Genomic DNA, 16,504 nt, shown 5'->3' on the forward strand with positions numbered 1-16,504 from the left:
AGCCGATGATAAATCCATTAACAATATCTCCAGAGATTGCAACCGGAATAGAAACTGTTGCTCAACAGTTTAACTTATCTGTTAATGAATTATTAGAACGAATTAGCCAAGGGAAATTAACGGTAATTGATCCTGAAGAATTAGAAGATTTTCTGGATTTAAAGGATGCTATTCAAGCTGAAAATAATCCTGAAAATCAAGAAAGAGTTTCTTGGGATATTATTAAACGTAATTTATGGATAAAATAGAAAGTGTCTCAATGATAAATAACTGGACGAGCTAAAAATTATGTTAAAACAACCGTTATCTAATCTCAACTTTGAAGAATTAAAAACCCTAATTGTTTCAATTGTTGATGAAAGACTTAGAGAACAAAAAATTATCAAACAATCTTCTAATCAACACCAGTTGACGGAAATCTTTAAATCTATTGATTCTCATATTTGGAATCCTCCTAACTCTGTTCCTTCTACCTTAAAACTTTTACAGGAGGATCGCAATAAATAATGAATCATTATATTATTGATGCTAGTATTGTGATTCAGCGATTTATTCAGCAAGAATACACTGCACAAACCCGAATACTTTTTAATCGCCTCTTGGAAGGAGATCAGTTTTATATCCCTGAATTTTGCTTATTAGAATGTACAAATGTCATCTGGAAGCAAGATAGAATAATTGCTCTGCGGTCTAAGGTTAGGGTGTGGGGTTGCGATCGCTCAACTTAGAGTCCTAAAGGACTCACTACAAAGTAGTAAGCCCTTCAGGGATTAATCAGAGTCCTAAAGGACTCACTACCAAATTAATCATTGAAGTGCTTAATAATTGCATCAGCAAATTCTGAACATTTCAAGGCTTCAACCGGGGGTTCGATTAACCGAGCTAAATCATAAGTGACTTCTTGATTAGCGATCGCTCCACTTAAACCTTTTTTAATCAAATCAGCGGCTTCTTGCCAACCCATATATTCTAACATCATCACCCCCGATAAAATCAGAGAACCAGGGTTAACTTTGTCTAACCCGGCGTGTTTGGGTGCAGTGCCATGGGTTGCCTCAAAAATAGCACATTCATCGCCAATATTTGCCCCTGGGCCCATGCCTAAACCCCCGACCATGGCGGCAGCCGCATCGGATAAATAATCCCCGTTTAAATTCATCGTAGCCAGGATAGAATATTCATCGGGACGGGTTTGAATCTGTTGGAAAATACTATCGGCAATCCGGTCATTGACCATGATTTTTTCCTTCCATTTTCCATTACCGTGAGTTTCCCAAATGGTATTAAGAACTCCTTCCACTTCTTGAGAAATCTCCGCTTTTTTCTCGGGAGTTAGGGAATCGTAACCTGGGTCAATCATCTTGGCATTATCTTCAATGGAAAGATCGGGATTTTTTTCTTTATTCCCTAAAATCCAAGATTCCCGTTCGGTGACACATTCATTGCGAAATTCCGTAGTTGCCAGTTCATAACCCCAATCTCGGAAGGCTCCTTCGGTATATTTCATAATATTACCTTTATGCACCAGCGTCACCATTTGTTTATTTTTAGGTAGACGCAATGCTTGATAAATAGCCCGACGAACTAACCGTTGAGACCCGGTTTTACTAATGGGTTTAATTCCAATTCCAGAATCAAGGCGAATTTGTTTTTTCCCATGTTCAGGAGTCGCCGGAATTAACTCCGTATTCAGAAAATTAATTAATTTTTCTGCAATTTCGGTTCCCTCACGCCATTCAATTCCTAAATAAATATCTTCGGTATTTTCCCGATAGATAATCACATCTAATTTTTCTGGGGTTTTGTGGGGGGAAGGGGTTCCAGTATAATATTTACACGGACGTACACAGGCATACAGATCATGAATTTGTCGTAATGCCACATTTAAAGACCGAATCCCGCCTCCGATGGGAGTGGTTAAGGGCCCTTTAATGGCGACACCATATTCCCTGATGGCGTTAGTGGTGTCTTCCGGTAAATATTGATAAGTGCCGTAGAGTTCGCAGGCTTCGTCCCCGGCGTAGACTTTAAACCAACTAATTTTACGTTGATCTCCGTAGGAGGCTGCAATAGCCGCGTCTAAAACTTTCTCGGTAGCTGGCCAGAGGTCAATCCCTGTACCATCTCCCCGAATGAAGGGAATAATCGGATTATTCGGGACAATGGGTTCACCATTTTTGAAGGTAACTTTCTCGCCTGTGGTCGGTGGAGTGATTTTGTCGTACATATTCCTAAGATGTGGAAAATAAATTTTCCCTATTTTGTCATGATTGTTTACACTGATCCCCATTATCGACTAAAAAATTTTAGTTTTTCTGTTAAAATCGGCACAAGTATTCTGAATATTTATATTATCCTAGGGGACTTAGGCAGGTACACTATATATGGTGTGCAGCAAGCCATCAAAAAAGAAAGGTAATTGTTAGAGTTATCGACTCCTCTGCAATTAACGATTGATTTAACTGAGGATCAGTATTTTTTGGTGGAATTACGTTCAGGCTAGATTTATCTTAAATTTAACATCTATCTGGTAAAACGTAGACTTTTTAAACAAGTCAGGGATTTCAGTCTTCGCTACCTTAGCCAAATATTTGATCAGAAATCTTTTGGTACAAACGAATATATAATGAGACAATCACGGTCAATATTAAACAATGATTAATCAAGATAACTTTAAATTCCTTTTAATATCGCTAGGATTTGAACAGAATAAAAATGTATTATCAAAGTATTTCCCTCACACAGACGGGATTCTTAAGGTTAATTTTGATAAAAAAGAACTAATTTATCCTGAAGATCAAGGATTAACGGTTAATGAGCGTCAGACTTGTAATTTCTCTCAAAATGAAAATTTTGTGGTCTTTGAATGCGTACATCGCCTTTTAGTAAAGGGTTATAAACCTGAACACTTAGAACTTGAACCTAAATGGAAAGTTGGACATGGTGCTAGTGGAGGACGTGCGGATATTTTAGTTAAAAATCAACAAGATAAACCGATGTTGATTATAGAGTGCAAAACCGCAGGTAAAGAGTTTGAGAAAGCTTGGAAAGATACTCAAACTGATGGCGGACAATTATTTTCCTACGCTCAACAAATTCAAGAAACTGAATTTTTATGTCTCTATACTTCGGATTTGCTCGATAATAATTGTATTTTTGAACATTACGTTATATCTCACAAAGATAACCCTAAAATTTTAGCAGATGACATTAAATTACTGAGCTTTGAGAAAGCAAAAGATGTCAGAGGACGTTTCAAAGTTTGGCAAGAAACCTATCAATTAGAAGCAACTACTAAGGGAATTTTTGAGGACAATATTCCTGCCTATCAGATTGGTAAAGATAAATACACAATTGATGATCTTGCACCAATTAATGCCAAAGATAAAGAAGGAAAATATCACGTTTTCCGAACTATTCTTAGAAAGCATAATGTTTCTGGTCGAGAAAACGCTTTTGATATTTTGGTTAATCTTTTCCTGTGTAAAATTGTCGATGAAACTCAACATCCTCAAGAACTCAAATTTTATTGGAAAGGAATAGCTTATGATAATTATTATGATTTTATAGACCGTTTGCAAGGGCTGTATAAATATGGCATGGAAAAATATTTAGGCGAAGAAATTACTTATATTAGTAATGAAGAAATTGAAGGTGCTTTTTGGGCAGCAAAACAAAAGCGCAATGCGATTAAAAAGCAAATTAAAGATTACTTTCGCCAACTAAAGTTTTTTACTAATAATGATTTCGCTTTTATTGATGTCTATAATAAGAAGTTATTTGATAAAAATATTAAAGTATTGCTAGAAATTGTCCAAATGTGGCAAGATTTACGTCTAAAAAATCAAGAACAGAATCAGTTTTTAGGGGATATGTTTGAATTCTTTTTAGATAATGGCATTAAACAATCTGAAGGACAGTTTTTTACACCGATTCCGATTACTCGGTTTATTTGTATGGCTTTGCCTTTAGAAAGTGTAATTAGAGAAAAGTCTGAATTACCTATGGTGCTAGATTTTGCTTGCGGTGCAGGACATTTTTTGACTGAGTTAGCAATTCAAACAAAACCTTTTATTCAGAAATACCGACAAATAGAACCATCTACTTTTTTCAAAAATATTTATGGGATAGAAAAGGAATCTCGTCTTTCTAAAGTTGCTAAGGTATCAGCCTTTATGTATGGACAGGAAGGGATTAATATTCTGCCCCATGATGCTCTTGATAATATATCGGAAATTAAGCTAGAAAGTTTTGATATTTTAGTAGCTAATCCACCTTTTGCTGTGGAAGATTTTTTAGATACTTTATCTGAAGAACAAAGACAAAAGTATGAACTTTTTGAAACTATTTCTGATTTAGGTAATAAAAATATTCAATGCTTTTTTATTGAACGGGCTAAACAACTACTTGCACCTAATGGAGTGGCGGGGATTATTGTACCTTCATCGGTGCTTTCCAATTCTGATAATACCCATATTGCTACTAGAGAAATTTTATTGAAATATTTTGATATTGTTTCAATTGTAGAATTAGGTAGTAATACATTTAGCAAGACTGGGACAAATACGGTTGTGTTGTTTTTGCGAAGAAAGTCTCAACGTCCTGAACCTGCGGAACAATACGAAAATCGGGTTTTAGATTTCTTTGAAAATTGGGAAGAGGAGTTAAAATCTGGCGGAGGAATGTATTTAGATATTGATTCTGTTAAAAAGTATTGTGAGCATATTGAAGTGGATTTTGAAGATTATCAAACGCTTTTATTGGGGGTTCCTTCAGAACGGTTATTAGAATATGATTTGTTTAAGGAATACAAAAATGATTTTGATAAAAATACCGATATTGTTAATTTTAAAAAAAGAAAGTCTTTTAAGGATTGTTCGGTTCAAGAACAAGATGTTGAACTGAATAAGCGGTTTTTGGAATATCTGCAAGGGATTGAAAAAGATAAGTTATATTATTTCATTTTGGCTTTTAATAATCCTCAAAAAGTGCTTATTGTTAAAAGTCCTGCGGATAATAAGGAACAAAAACAATTTCTTGGTTATGAGTGGAGTAATGCTAAGGGTAATGAAGGTTTAAAATTTCTTACTGGTAGTCATATTACACCACTTTTTGATCCTGATAATCGCTATAATCCTGAAAAGATTAATTATTGGATTCAACAAAATTTTAACGGTAATGGTGAAGATGCTGAATCGCCAAATCTTGAATATATTACTTATGCTAGTTTGGTAGATTTATTAGACTTTTCTCGTAAGGATTTTAATAAGGCTTTTTCACTTACTCCTAAAAAGAATATAAAAATTGAAACTCAATGGGAGTTAGTGAAGTTAGAGAATGTTTGTGAAATTGTTAGAGGTGCATCACCTAGACCAATTGATAAATATATTACAACAGATATAAACGGTATAAATTGGATTAAAATAGGTGATGTTAGTGAAGGTTCAAAATATGTTACTCAAACAGCAGAAAAAATAACTTTAGAAGGCTCTGAAAAATCAAGAAAAGTAAATGAAGGAGACTTTATTTTGTCTAATTCTATGAGCTTTGGCAGACCTTATATTATGAAAATATCTGGTTGTATTCATGATGGTTGGCTACTGCTATCTAAGTTTAGCGAAAAACTAAATAAGGATTATTTATACGAGATTCTATCTTATAAAGATACTCAACAGCAATTTTCAGAAAGTGCGGCTGGTGGAGTCGTGCAAAATCTGAATACTGAAAGAGTGAGAGTGACTAAAATTTCCTTACCACCTTTAGAAGTACAGCAGCAGATAGTAGATGAATGTGAAGCGATTGAACAATCTGTAATTAAGGCGAAAGAGGCGATTCAGTACGCTAAACAAAAAATTAGTGACAGAGTTAATAAGGTTATTAAAAATTCTGAATATGAGGACATTAAGATTGGTAGTCTAACTGAAACTTCATCAGGCGGTACACCTTTGTCAACTGTAAATGAATATTATACAGGAGGTACAATTCCTTGGATCAATAGTGGTGAGGTTTCTAAAGGAGAAATTTGGATTGCCGATAATTTCATTACTGAGTTAGGCTTAAAAAATTCCAACGCTAAAATATTTCCTAAAGAAACAGTTTTACTAGCTATGTATGGAGCAACGGCAGGTAAAGTAGGTATTTTAAAAATCGAAGCTTGTTCCAATCAAGCTATCTGTGGTATTATGCCAAATAATAAATATTTGTCGAAATTTCTCTATTTACAGTTACAAACTATGTATGAGTATCTTTTAAGTTTGAGAACTGGAATAGCAAGAGATAATCTTTCACAAAGTAAAATAAAAGAAATTAAAGTAAAACTTCCACCTTTATCAATTCAAGAAAAATTAGTTTCAGAAGTAGAGAAATTAGAGGGAGAAATTACTAAAAATCAGAAGATTGTAGATGAATCTGCTAATCTCAAACAACAAGTAATGAAGAAATATTTATAGTTGATTTTATTTATAGGGGTAGCGTCCCTCCCAAGCTATGATAATCAATTTAAGTTTTCTCACCCTTGTTCTTGATATAATCCCTTCTCAGTAATATTGGAAACGGAAAGGGAAATCATGTCAGATTGGAAAGTTATTGAGGGTGGGGTGACTGCCCCTAGAGGGTATCGGGCTTCGGGAATTACTGCGGGATTGAAAGCATCGGGATTACCGGATCTGGCTTTAATTGTCTCTGATGTAGATGCGATCGCAGCCGGGGTATTTACCACCAGTCAAGTTAGAGCCGCCTGTGTTGATTATTGTCGTCAACAACTACAAGCAAAACCCAGCGCCAAAGCCATTTTATGCAATTCAGGACAGGCGAATGCCGCTACAGGAGCCGCGGGTTGGACGGATGCGGTAGACTCGGCCCAAGCCCTAGCCCAAGTCCTGAATATTGCACCGGAAACGATTTTACTGGCTTCTACTGGAGTCATCGGTCAACGGATTAAAATGGATATCCTCAAGGCTGGGATTCCCAAGTTAGTTGAGGAATTGTCAGAGAATGGTAACGCGGCCGTGGCTAAGGCGATCATGACTACGGATTTAGTCCCGAAAACCATTGCCTTAGAAACCATGTTTGGGGATCGTCCCGTGAGAGTGGGGGGAATTTGTAAAGGTTCGGGGATGATTCACCCCAATATGGCAACTATGTTAGCTTTTGTCACCTGCGATGCGGTGGTTTCTCCTGCCCTCTGGCAAGAAATGTTAAGTCGTGCGGCTAACCGGAGTTTTAATCAAGTTACTGTGGATGGCGATACGAGTACGAATGATTGTTTAATTGCTTTGGCAAATGGGGCGTCTCGGACTCCAGCGATTACGGCTATGGGGCCAGAAGCGGAAAAATTAGAAGGAATGTTAACGGCCGTTTGTGAATATTTGGCCAAAGCGATCGCCCGGGATGGGGAAGGGGCCACCTGTTTAATTGAAGTTCAAGTTTCGGGGGCAGAAGATGAAGCCTCGGCTTGTAAAGTGGCTAAAACCATTGTAGGTTCTTCTTTGGTGAAGTCCGCCATTTTTGGTCATGATCCTAACTGGGGAAGAATTGCGGCGGCTGCTGGCCGGGCGGGAGTCCATTTTGATCAGAATGATTTAGAAATCAAATTAGGGGATTTTGTCTTAATGCAGCAGGGTCAACCCTTACCTTTTGATCGGAATGCGGCTAATGAGTATTTAAAGCAAGCCAAAACAGGAGAATATCTCAAAGAAGACACGGTATTAATTTCAGTTAAAATTGGCAATGGCTCCGGTGTTGGTAAAGCCTGGGGATGTGATTTAAGTTATGACTATGTAAAAATTAATGCTGAATACACCACTTAATCAGTGATCAAGTATCCGCATCATCAGTTATCAGTTTATTCCCTGTTCCCTGTTCCCTATTCCCTGTTCCTGTACAAAAAACACAGGTTTCTTCCCGTTGAATTTCCCCGGAACAATCTCGAATTTCTATATAGCCTTTTCCCTGACAATGGGGACAGATTTGATCAATGATTTTGTTTTTTTTCATAAGATTAAGCCCTGAAGGGCTTACTACAATGATTGTGATTAAGCCCTGAAGGGCTTACTACGGTTTAATTATTCATTCCTACCATGGGAAAGGATAATTGATTGAATTGAGTTATTTTTTCGGAAGTGGATTTTAAGGGGGTTTGATTTAAACGATTAAAAATATAACGAGAAATGTCGGGGAAAACCTGTTCATTTTTTGAATAGGCGGGATCATCTCCAAATACGGTTAAGACATAAATTGCTTTATCGTTTAAGGTTCTAACAAAGGCGACTTCTTGACGAGAACGACTGGTATAACCGACTTTAGAAGCATAGTAAATATCGGGAGGTAAGGATTCTCCTAAAAATCCAGCAACGGAGTTAGAATCAATATTTTTCCAAGCTTTTGGGTTTAAATCACGGGTTAATAAATATGCCATTTTGGTACTAGCTAAGGGAGAAATAGATTGTTTTGTGTAGATTTCATACATTAATCGGGCTGTTTGGTCGGTGGTGACGCGATTTCCTTGGGAATAGGCGGGATTTTCTCGTAATTGTAAATCTCGACCTGTGGGTTCTTCTCCTATTCCGGTAATTGGATAATTTTTAGTGGTTAAATTAATTCCAGTATAACCGGATTTCTCAAAGAATTGATTAACTTGACTGCGTTTTTCTACCCATTTATCTAATTCGGATTTGTCTAATTTTTCTCCTGATTCGGTTTGGGTAATCGCATCAACAATGCGGCTGGCTGAATCATTATCGGAAATTCGCAACATCTGGGATAGGTCGGTATAAAAGGGGGATTCCTTGGGAATATATCCTTTTTCTGCATAGCCAAAAAATTGAACCATCCAAAATAATTTGGCAACACTGGCGGGAAATCTGAGTTTAGTATTGTTATATCCGGCGATGTTATGGGTAGCAGGTTTACTAACATCAATTAATGTAATAGATAGGGATTCTGTGGGTAATCCTTGGTTTTTGGCAATATCAACTGCACCATCAATAATAGTTTGTAAGTCTTGATTGGGGGCTAAATTAGGAGGAGTTTTAATATTATAAACTACGGTTTTATCGGTTTCGGTCGCCGCTGGGGCAGAAATGGTAATATTCTGAGTTTGGGGTTGCGGTTTTGCAGGTGGAAATAATAGCTTTGACAGTGCTCCGACTGTCCAATTAACGGTTAGTAATAGGGCAATTAAAAATATAATTCGAGGGTAGTTTAATTTGGCTAATCTATGAGGTGTTCTAGTCCTAACTCTAACAGGCGATCGCCTTAAAGAACGATTAGGAACAGTAGAATTTCTAACGGAACGACGACGTTGGGTAATATAAGCCATATTAGAGACAATAGGAAAATAAATCTAGGATAGCAGAAGTGGGCATTCATCCCAACAACGAAGTTTTTTAAGTTAACGATAATTATACCAACATATTTATTCCTCCACATCGGGTAAAGTTAAAGCAATTTGATAGATTTGACGACGGGGTAAGGAGGTAGCGTCTGCGAGTTGGCGACTGGCTTGAGAACGGGTAATCCCTTGTTGGAGTAGACATTGGAGTTCGGCCTTAATTTGATCTTCGGTGATCACGGTTGGGGTTTCGGTGACACCCGCAATAACTAATGTTAGTTCACCTTTGGGGTTGTGATCTTGATAGTATTGTACGGCATTTTCCAAGGTTCCTCGCCAAAATTGTTCATGGATTTTTGTTAATTCCCGTGCAATTACAATAGACCGTTTTGAGCCTAAAATTAGAGCTAAATCTTCTAAGGTTTCCACAAGACGATGGGGTGCTTCATATAAAATCAGGGTGCGAGATTCGGTTTGTAAAGCGCTTAAACGCTGTTGACGTTCTTTGTTTTTGGTGGGTAAAAACCCTTCAAAAATAAATCGATCTGTGGGAAGTCCCGCCGCACTTAAAGCTGTTATACTAGCACTAACTCCCGGAATCGGAATTACAGCAATATTTGCTTCAATACAAGCCTTAATTAGTTCATATCCGGGGTCAGAAATTCCTGGCATTCCCGCATCCGTAACCAAGGCAATTGTATGTCCCTGACTCAGAGATTCCACCAAACTCGGAATCCGGCGTTGTTGATTATGTTCATGGTAACTGAGTTGGGGAGTTTTAATCTCAAAATGGTGTAATAGCTTGCCCGTATGACGGGTATCTTCGGCGGCAATCCAATCGACACTTTGTAAAATTTTTATCGCCCGCAAGGTGATATCTTCTAGGTTCCCAATGGGAGTTCCTACAATATAAAGGGTTCCAGCTTGATTGGTCATCTTAAATTTAAGGCTCTACAGAAATATAAATGTGATATAAAATACACTTATTCAAGGATAATATCAGATATCCTTGAGAATTGACACAACTACTTTATAGTTGTTATGCCCTTTATTTAAAAATACAAGAAAACATATAATTTCTTAGAGTTTTGATTTGAATTTGGTTTAAATAATCCCATGGTTAAAGGTTTATTTGTTGGATTGATTACACTCGATTTGATTTATTCCATTACTCAATATCCCCAGGAAAATCAAAAAATTGTTGCTTCTGATTATACCGTTGCAGCCGGAGGGCCAGCGACTAATGCCGCCGTTACTTTTAATAGTTTAGGCAACCAATCCATACTATTAGGTGGATTAGGAAGCCATGACCTAACTCAACTAATTAGAAAAGATTTACAACAATATTCTGTTAATATTATAGACTTAGATTCAACTCGTTTAGAAGCACCTCCTGTTTCATCTATTATGGTAAATAATACCACCGGAGAGCGCACCGTTATCTCAATTAATGCTACAAAATCTCAAATCTCAAACCACTCAAATTTATCCCAATATTTAGACAATATTGATATTATTTTAATCGACGGTCATCAAATTCCCATCAGCCAAAGTTTAATTCAACAGGCAAAAATCAAACAAATTCCTATTATTTTAGATGGCGGAAGTTGGAAAACAGGCTTAGAAACTATTTTACCAGATATTGACTATGCCATTTGTTCTAATAATTTTTATCCGCCCGATTGTCAAACCTCTGAAGATGTTTTTGCCTATCTTCAAGCTATGAATATTCCTAATATTGCCATTACCCAAGGAGAAAAACCGATTCAATATATTAGTCTCAAAGCAGGAAACGGTAGTATCCCCATTCCCACGATTCAATCAGTTGATACTTTAGGTGCGGGAGATATTTTTCATGGAGCATTTTGCCATTTTATTCTATCTGAAAACTTCCCCACCGCTTTGACTCAATCTGCCCAAATTGCATCTCAATCTTGCCTACATTTCGGTACTAGAAAATGGATTGAATGCTTAAATAATCACTAATTCTTGTAGACAACTGAGAATAATTAGGATATAATTAAAATATATTCTTACTTCCGGTTTTCACGAGTCAGATTTTTATTAAAATCTCTTATTATTAATATGACCGATATTCAACCCTTAAAAATCACCCTTCCCCCCTTACAAATCACCTTAAATGATGGCCAACAAGTCAGCTTGCAATGGCTTCCTCAATCCCCTGTAACAGAGTCTCCTCAACATCCTCAACCCCCGGAAATTCCTGAACCTCCTCCGCTTCCTGATGGTTGGAAAAAATGGATTGCAGCTAATAAGTTTCTGCATAAATCCGATGATGCCTTAATTGAATGTATGGTTAAAAATGGGATTGATGTTAAGTTAGCCGTTGAGGAAGTCACAAACCTCGCTAACCAACCCTATTTTCAAGCCGCACAGGAGGTTTTACAAAAGCTAGAAAAATTAGAATCTATTCTACAAATTCAAAACCAATTATCAGCTTTAGGATCTAATTATAATAGTATTCCTCGGATTCCGTTTCTATCCAAAGATGAATTTTTAGACCAATATTATTCCCAAAATAAACCCGTTATTTTAACAGGTATCATGAAAAATTGGGAAGCAATGGAACGATGGACACCAGACTATTTAAAAGAAAACTATGGCAATGTTAGTATTCAAGTCCAGGGAAATCGTGACTCCGACCCGAATTATGAAATTAATTTAGAACAGCATCGAAAAACGATGTTATTTGGAGATTATATTGATTGGGTAGTGCGGGCTGGAGAAACCAATGATTACTATATGGTTGCCAACAATAATACCCTGAATCGTGAAGAAATGCAGGGACTTTTTGAGGATATGGAGGTATTTCCCGAATATTTAGACCCAGCACAAACAGTGGGAAAAACCTTTTTCTGGTTTGGTTCAGCCGGAACTGTTACCCCCTTACATCATGATACCATTAATATCTTTTTAGCTCAAGTTTCTGGGCGAAAATTAATTAAAATGATTTCCCCTGAACAGACCCCATTTATTTATAATAATATCGGGGTATTTAGTCCCATTGATCCGGCAAATCCTGACTATAATCGTTATCCATTATATCGAAATGTTCGATCTATTGATGTGATCTTACACCCTGGGGAAGTGATTTTTCTTCCTGTGGGATGGTGGCATTATGTTAAAGGTTTAGAAATGAGTATTTCCGTTTCTTTTATTAATTTTAAATTTCCTAATGATTATGATTGGAAAAACCCATCCGGAGTAAATAGTTATCAGTAAACAGTTATCAGTTATCAGTGGTTAGACGTGGCAAGGGCGCAGCGATTAGCGCGTCTTTACCTATTATCTTAGTAAATAAAAAATGCAAGCCTTAACTCTTACACTGATAACTAATAACTAATAACTAATAACTGATGACTGATGACTGATGACTGATAACTGATTACTGATTACTGATTACTGATTATCCCCCGACGATAGATTTCCTTAGCATAATCTGTCCAGGTTCCCTGTCCCCAATAGCGAAAACAACTGGTTTGTAATAACAAATTGTACAATAGTGCTTGTTGATAGTGAGATTCCTTAGTAATATTTGGGTTTTCTTTAACTAGAGAATCATACTTTTGATGAAAGGCAATACTTAATTGTTTCATCGGTTCTAACACATTTTCATAACCTTGAACCCAACTTAAATTATTTGTCCAAGATGCACCTTCCATTTGAAATTGGTGATCGGTTTGTTTTAAAATTGCGATCGCTTCTTCCACAGATTCTTGATGATTTAAGAGGGGCTTAAGCCCAACAACTGGATCAACTTTTTGCCAAATTTTATGCTGCTGAACCGCTTGACAAGTCGGATAATCTTCTGGGTTCACCCCCGCCGCTTCTAATATTTCTAAATATTCGGTTCCATTCATTGCCACCACCCCATTATTTTGATCCCGCAATTCATAGAAAATCCGCAAGAAATCACGAGGATATTCATTCATCATCACCCCGCCATTTTCTCCATCAGCAATTTGTGAAACTAACGGCGGAATATTAACCCCAGAAATAGATTGTTTTTCCTTGGTTTTCGCTTCAAAATAGGGCTGCATTTGGGCAACTAATTTAGTATCCGATCCCTGAGTTTTAATTAAAGCAATCATACTCAAGGTTTCCCCCTTAGAATTGCGGGCAATTAAACGATTAGGAATATATTTTTGGTCGTGGGGTAATCCCAAACCCTCTAAAGTTTCGACAGAATGTTCCTGAACCAATAACCAACGATAACCGCAGGCTTTCAAGGCTTTAATATACTCATATAAGGTATCAGGATGATTGGGTAAGTGCATTTCTGGAGGGGAAAAACCCTTAACTCGCTTTAAAGCATCTTCTCCAAAAATACTGGCAAAATGATGTTGCCAAGCTTGAATTTGGAGTAAAATATCAGGAATAGGAGTCGAAGGAATTACCCCATGACTCCACATAGTTCCCAACCATTCTACATAGGGTTGATATTTTGGATCACAGGTAATTTTTTTCAGATCATTGAGAATATCATCCCGGCCCATTTGGCGTAATCCCCATAACAAATTCCCCGAATAATCCAACATAATTCGAGGATTACACCCTTGGGATATTAATTGAGGAATAAACTCTCCCATCCGACGATAACACCAAGCAAAAACTTCCGCATTATGATTATCTCCCTCTTGGGGATGTTCAAACATATATTGTAGATTGCTGATTAATTCCCCATTAACGCCCCCTGGAATAGTGGGTTGATGAAAATGTAACCCACAGGCAAAACCCGCTTTAATTTGATCTAACTTTAAATTAGTTTGAGACAAAAATATAGGATGATTATGATTAACTAAGGCTTGAATTTCAGCTTCCCAGCCACAAAAATTAGGAAGACCAGAACGCAAGTCTTCTAAAATAGGTAAAGGAGCCAAAAGGTTAGATTTTGTCATAAAACTAAATCTTGAGCAATTGCCAGACAATAAAAATACAAATTTAATTATACTCTGGAACACAGATCCTAAAAAAACTTTTGATACTCTGCAATATTCCGTCAGACTTGAGTAATCTGTTTAATCCGTATTCGATTTCACAAAGTGGGGGTTTTAATTTTGACAATAAAACGTTATAATTAAATCACCAGTTATCAGTTACCAGTTTAAGAATTAATAAATTAACTGTATACTCTTTAACTGATTACTGATTACTGATTGGGTATGACTATTAATTTTGGACGAGAAATTTGCGGTGATTTACCGAGTTCAGAAACACGAGAATGGTTAGTTACCAATGGCATCGGCGGCTATGCTTCGGGAACAATAGCAGGCTTACTGACACGCCGTTATCATGGTTTATTAGTAGCGGCTTTAAACCCCCCATTAGGACGGACTTTATTAGTCACAAAAATAGACGAAATTGTAGAATATCACGAACAAACTTATCCCCTTTATACAAATCGTTGGAGAGGCGGTGCAATTAATGGTTATGGACATTATCATATTGAAAAATTTTACCTAGAACGTACCATACCCACCTGGAAATTTGCCTGCGCCGATGCCATCCTAGAAAAACGAATTTGGATGCAGCCCGAGGCTAATATTACTTATGTTCGCTATAACTTAACTCGCGCCTCTGGGCCAATCACCCTTAGACTCAAAACCCTAGTCAATCATCGAGATTATCATAGCGATACCCATGCTGGGAATTGGAAAATGCAAGTGGAAGCGGTGGAAAACGGGGTTTGTGTCACCGCCTTTCCCCAGGCTACTCCCTTCTATTTATTAACGGATCGGGCGACGGTACAACCTACCCATCAATGGTGTTATAACTTTGATTTATCTAGGGAACGCGATCGCGGCCTCATGGATCACGAAGATCACCTCCATATTGCCACCTTTACCGCCACCTTGCATCCTGGGGAATCCATAATTTTTGTCGCAAGTACCGAAGCTAACCCCAGTTTAAACGGGGAAGCCGCCCTAGAAGTCCGTCGTAGCTACGAACGCAAATTATTAGGATTTTGGCAAGATAGCTGTCCAGTCAATATTAGGGAAGTACCCGAAGGGTTACAACAGTTAGTATTTGCGGCCGATCAATTTGTAGTTAATCGGGGTATTCCTGAAAATCCGATCGGTAAAACCATTATTGCTGGATATCCCTGGTTTGGGGATTGGGGACGGGACACCATGATTAGCTTACCCGGTATTACCATCACCACCGGACGCCTCCAAATTACCCGTGCCATCCTCTATACCTACTCCAAGTATGTGAAGGAAGGAATGTTGCCCAACCGTTTCCCCGACGAGGGAGAAACCCCGGACTATAATACCGTTGATGCGACCCTGTGGTATTTTGAGGCGATTCGTCAATATTATGACCTCACCGAAGATATTGATATTGTCGAAAATTTATTTCCTGTTCTAGCCGATATTATTCAATATCACTGTCGCGGAACTCGCTACAATATCCACCTCGATCCCGCCGATGGTTTACTATACGCGGGGGAACAGGGATCGCAGTTAACCTGGATGGATGCCAAAATCGGCGACTGGGTTGTAACTCCCCGCATCGGGAAACCCGTGGAAATTAACGCCCTTTGGTATAACGCCCTACGAATTATGGGGAAATTTGCCCGTCAAATTGGTAGACCCTATCAAGAATATGATGCCCTGGCCGATCGCGCCTTAGCTCGGTTTGAACGCTTCTGGAGTCCTGAACTGGGCTATTGTTACGATGTCATTGATGGGATTTATGGCGATGATGCTTCCCTACGCCCCAATCAAATTTTTGCCGTTTCCCTCCCCCATAGTGCCCTATCCCACGAACAACAAAAAGCCATCGTTGAAACCTGCGGACGGTTTTTGTTAACATCATCAGGATTGCGATCGCTGGCCCCAAATCATTTGAACTATCGGGGATATTATGAAGGAAATCCGGTACAACGAGATAGTGCCTATCATCAAGGAACGGTTTGGGCTTGGCTTTTAGGGCCTTTTGTCATCGCCCATTTACGGGTGTTTCAAAATCCCAATCTTGCCCGCAGTTTCCTAGAGCCCATGATCAACCACCTGACCACGGGGGGACTGGGAACAATTAGCGAAATTTTTGATGGTAACGCCCCGATGCACCCCCGGGGTTGTATTGCCCAAGCCTGGTCGGTGGGAGAAATTCTCCGGGCTTGGTTAGCCACAGAACGTTAGATCAAGG

At 38.0% G+C, this 16,504-nt stretch carries 13 protein-coding genes; 8 read left to right on the forward strand and 5 right to left on the reverse strand.

Going from position 1 to position 16,504, the window contains the following annotated elements:
- Nucleotides 1-5: 5 nt before the first annotated feature.
- From AC559H_RS02850 to AC559H_RS02860, 3 genes are read left to right on the forward strand one after another with little or no spacing between them, the layout of a single operon-like run.
- Nucleotides 6-248 carry a hypothetical protein gene (locus AC559H_RS02850; protein WP_036833090.1) on the forward strand — a complete coding sequence of 81 codons (243 nt, stop codon included), beginning with the start codon at nt 6-8 and terminating at the stop codon, nt 246-248.
- A 40-nt stretch (nt 249-288) separates the two neighbouring features.
- The gene (locus AC559H_RS02855) at nt 289-507 is read left to right on the forward strand and encodes a hypothetical protein (protein WP_026787393.1); all 219 of its coding nucleotides are present in this window, start codon (nt 289-291) and stop codon (nt 505-507) included.
- Complete coding sequence (locus AC559H_RS02860; protein WP_026787394.1) at nt 507-728, forward strand: PIN domain-containing protein; 222 nt, start codon at nt 507-509, stop codon at nt 726-728. The genes AC559H_RS02855 and AC559H_RS02860 overlap by 1 nt, the downstream gene beginning before the upstream one ends.
- Before the next feature lie 74 nt (nt 729-802).
- Here the strand turns inward: AC559H_RS02860 and AC559H_RS02865 are convergent, their stop codons facing one another.
- Nucleotides 803-2,227: an NADP-dependent isocitrate dehydrogenase gene (locus AC559H_RS02865; RefSeq protein ID WP_026793513.1), complete on the reverse strand. Its 1,425-nt coding sequence runs from the start codon at nt 2,225-2,227 to the stop codon at nt 803-805.
- A gap of 427 nt (nt 2,228-2,654) precedes the next feature.
- Between AC559H_RS02865 and AC559H_RS02870 the strand changes: the two genes are divergently transcribed.
- Both AC559H_RS02870 and argJ read left to right on the forward strand, forming a co-directional pair.
- Nucleotides 2,655-6,449, forward strand: coding sequence for a restriction endonuclease subunit S (locus AC559H_RS02870; RefSeq protein WP_026793512.1), 3,795 nt, complete (start codon nt 2,655-2,657; stop codon nt 6,447-6,449).
- Between the two features lie 117 nt (nt 6,450-6,566).
- Nucleotides 6,567-7,808, forward strand: a complete 1,242-nt coding sequence (gene argJ / locus AC559H_RS02875; protein WP_026793511.1) for a bifunctional ornithine acetyltransferase/N-acetylglutamate synthase — start codon at nt 6,567-6,569, stop codon at nt 7,806-7,808.
- A 7-nt stretch (nt 7,809-7,815) separates the two neighbouring features.
- On the opposite strand, the gene AC559H_RS02880 is transcribed toward argJ, so the two are convergent.
- From AC559H_RS02880 to rsmI, 3 genes are all read right to left on the reverse strand, one after another.
- Entirely contained in the window at nt 7,816-7,995 is a 180-nt protein-coding gene (locus tag AC559H_RS02880; RefSeq protein WP_026798432.1) for a hypothetical protein, read from the reverse strand.
- Nucleotides 7,996-8,059: 64 nt separating this feature from the next.
- Nucleotides 8,060-9,319, reverse strand: a complete 1,260-nt coding sequence (locus tag AC559H_RS02885) for a serine hydrolase (protein WP_051319687.1) — start codon at nt 9,317-9,319, stop codon at nt 8,060-8,062.
- Nucleotides 9,320-9,415: 96 nt separating this feature from the next.
- Nucleotides 9,416-10,267, reverse strand: coding sequence for a 16S rRNA (cytidine(1402)-2'-O)-methyltransferase (gene rsmI, locus AC559H_RS02890; protein WP_026787398.1), 852 nt, complete (start codon nt 10,265-10,267; stop codon nt 9,416-9,418).
- Between the two features lie 180 nt (nt 10,268-10,447).
- Here rsmI and AC559H_RS02895 point away from each other — a divergent pair, with 180 nt between their 5' ends.
- Both AC559H_RS02895 and AC559H_RS02900 read left to right on the forward strand, forming a co-directional pair.
- Nucleotides 10,448-11,317 (forward strand): sugar kinase, encoded by an 870-nt coding sequence (locus AC559H_RS02895; protein ID WP_026793510.1) that lies wholly within the window; start codon nt 10,448-10,450, stop codon nt 11,315-11,317.
- 99 nt (nt 11,318-11,416) lie between these two features.
- Entirely contained in the window at nt 11,417-12,574 is a 1,158-nt protein-coding gene (locus tag AC559H_RS02900) for a cupin-like domain-containing protein (protein WP_026787400.1), read from the forward strand.
- Between the two features lie 170 nt (nt 12,575-12,744).
- On the opposite strand, the gene AC559H_RS02905 is transcribed toward AC559H_RS02900, so the two are convergent.
- Nucleotides 12,745-14,250 carry a polysaccharide deacetylase family protein gene (locus tag AC559H_RS02905; protein ID WP_026798433.1) on the reverse strand — a complete coding sequence of 502 codons (1,506 nt, stop codon included), beginning with the start codon at nt 14,248-14,250 and terminating at the stop codon, nt 12,745-12,747.
- A 264-nt stretch (nt 14,251-14,514) separates the two neighbouring features.
- Between AC559H_RS02905 and AC559H_RS02910 the strand changes: the two genes are divergently transcribed.
- A complete protein-coding gene (locus tag AC559H_RS02910; RefSeq protein WP_026793508.1) occupies nt 14,515-16,497 on the forward strand; it encodes an amylo-alpha-1,6-glucosidase in 1,983 nt (660 codons plus the stop codon).
- The last annotated feature ends 7 nt before the right edge of the window (nt 16,498-16,504 follow it).

Source organism: Planktothrix prolifica NIVA-CYA 540, assembly GCF_963864145.1.
In the GTDB taxonomy this organism is placed as follows: Bacteria; Cyanobacteriota; Cyanobacteriia; order Cyanobacteriales; family Microcoleaceae; genus Planktothrix; species Planktothrix agardhii.

Bases quoted from the DNA above. Each gene is read 5' to 3' on its own strand.
- AC559H_RS02850 (WP_036833090.1), top strand. From the start codon at position 6: ATGATAAATCCATTAACAATATCTCCAGAGATTGCAACCGGAATAGAA.
- AC559H_RS02855 (WP_026787393.1), top strand. From the start codon at position 289: ATGTTAAAACAACCGTTATCTAATCTCAACTTTGAAGAATTAAAAACC.
- AC559H_RS02860 (WP_026787394.1), top strand. From the start codon at position 507: ATGAATCATTATATTATTGATGCTAGTATTGTGATTCAGCGATTTATT.
- AC559H_RS02865 (WP_026793513.1), bottom strand. From the start codon at position 2,227: ATGTACGACAAAATCACTCCACCGACCACAGGCGAGAAAGTTACCTTC.
- AC559H_RS02870 (WP_026793512.1), top strand. From the start codon at position 2,655: ATGATTAATCAAGATAACTTTAAATTCCTTTTAATATCGCTAGGATTT.
- argJ (WP_026793511.1), top strand. From the start codon at position 6,567: ATGTCAGATTGGAAAGTTATTGAGGGTGGGGTGACTGCCCCTAGAGGG.
- AC559H_RS02880 (WP_026798432.1), bottom strand. From the start codon at position 7,995: ATGAAAAAAAACAAAATCATTGATCAAATCTGTCCCCATTGTCAGGGA.
- AC559H_RS02885 (WP_051319687.1), bottom strand. From the start codon at position 9,319: ATGGCTTATATTACCCAACGTCGTCGTTCCGTTAGAAATTCTACTGTT.
- rsmI (WP_026787398.1), bottom strand. From the start codon at position 10,267: ATGACCAATCAAGCTGGAACCCTTTATATTGTAGGAACTCCCATTGGG.
- AC559H_RS02895 (WP_026793510.1), top strand. From the start codon at position 10,448: ATGGTTAAAGGTTTATTTGTTGGATTGATTACACTCGATTTGATTTAT.
- AC559H_RS02900 (WP_026787400.1), top strand. From the start codon at position 11,417: ATGACCGATATTCAACCCTTAAAAATCACCCTTCCCCCCTTACAAATC.
- AC559H_RS02905 (WP_026798433.1), bottom strand. From the start codon at position 14,250: ATGACAAAATCTAACCTTTTGGCTCCTTTACCTATTTTAGAAGACTTG.
- AC559H_RS02910 (WP_026793508.1), top strand. From the start codon at position 14,515: ATGACTATTAATTTTGGACGAGAAATTTGCGGTGATTTACCGAGTTCA.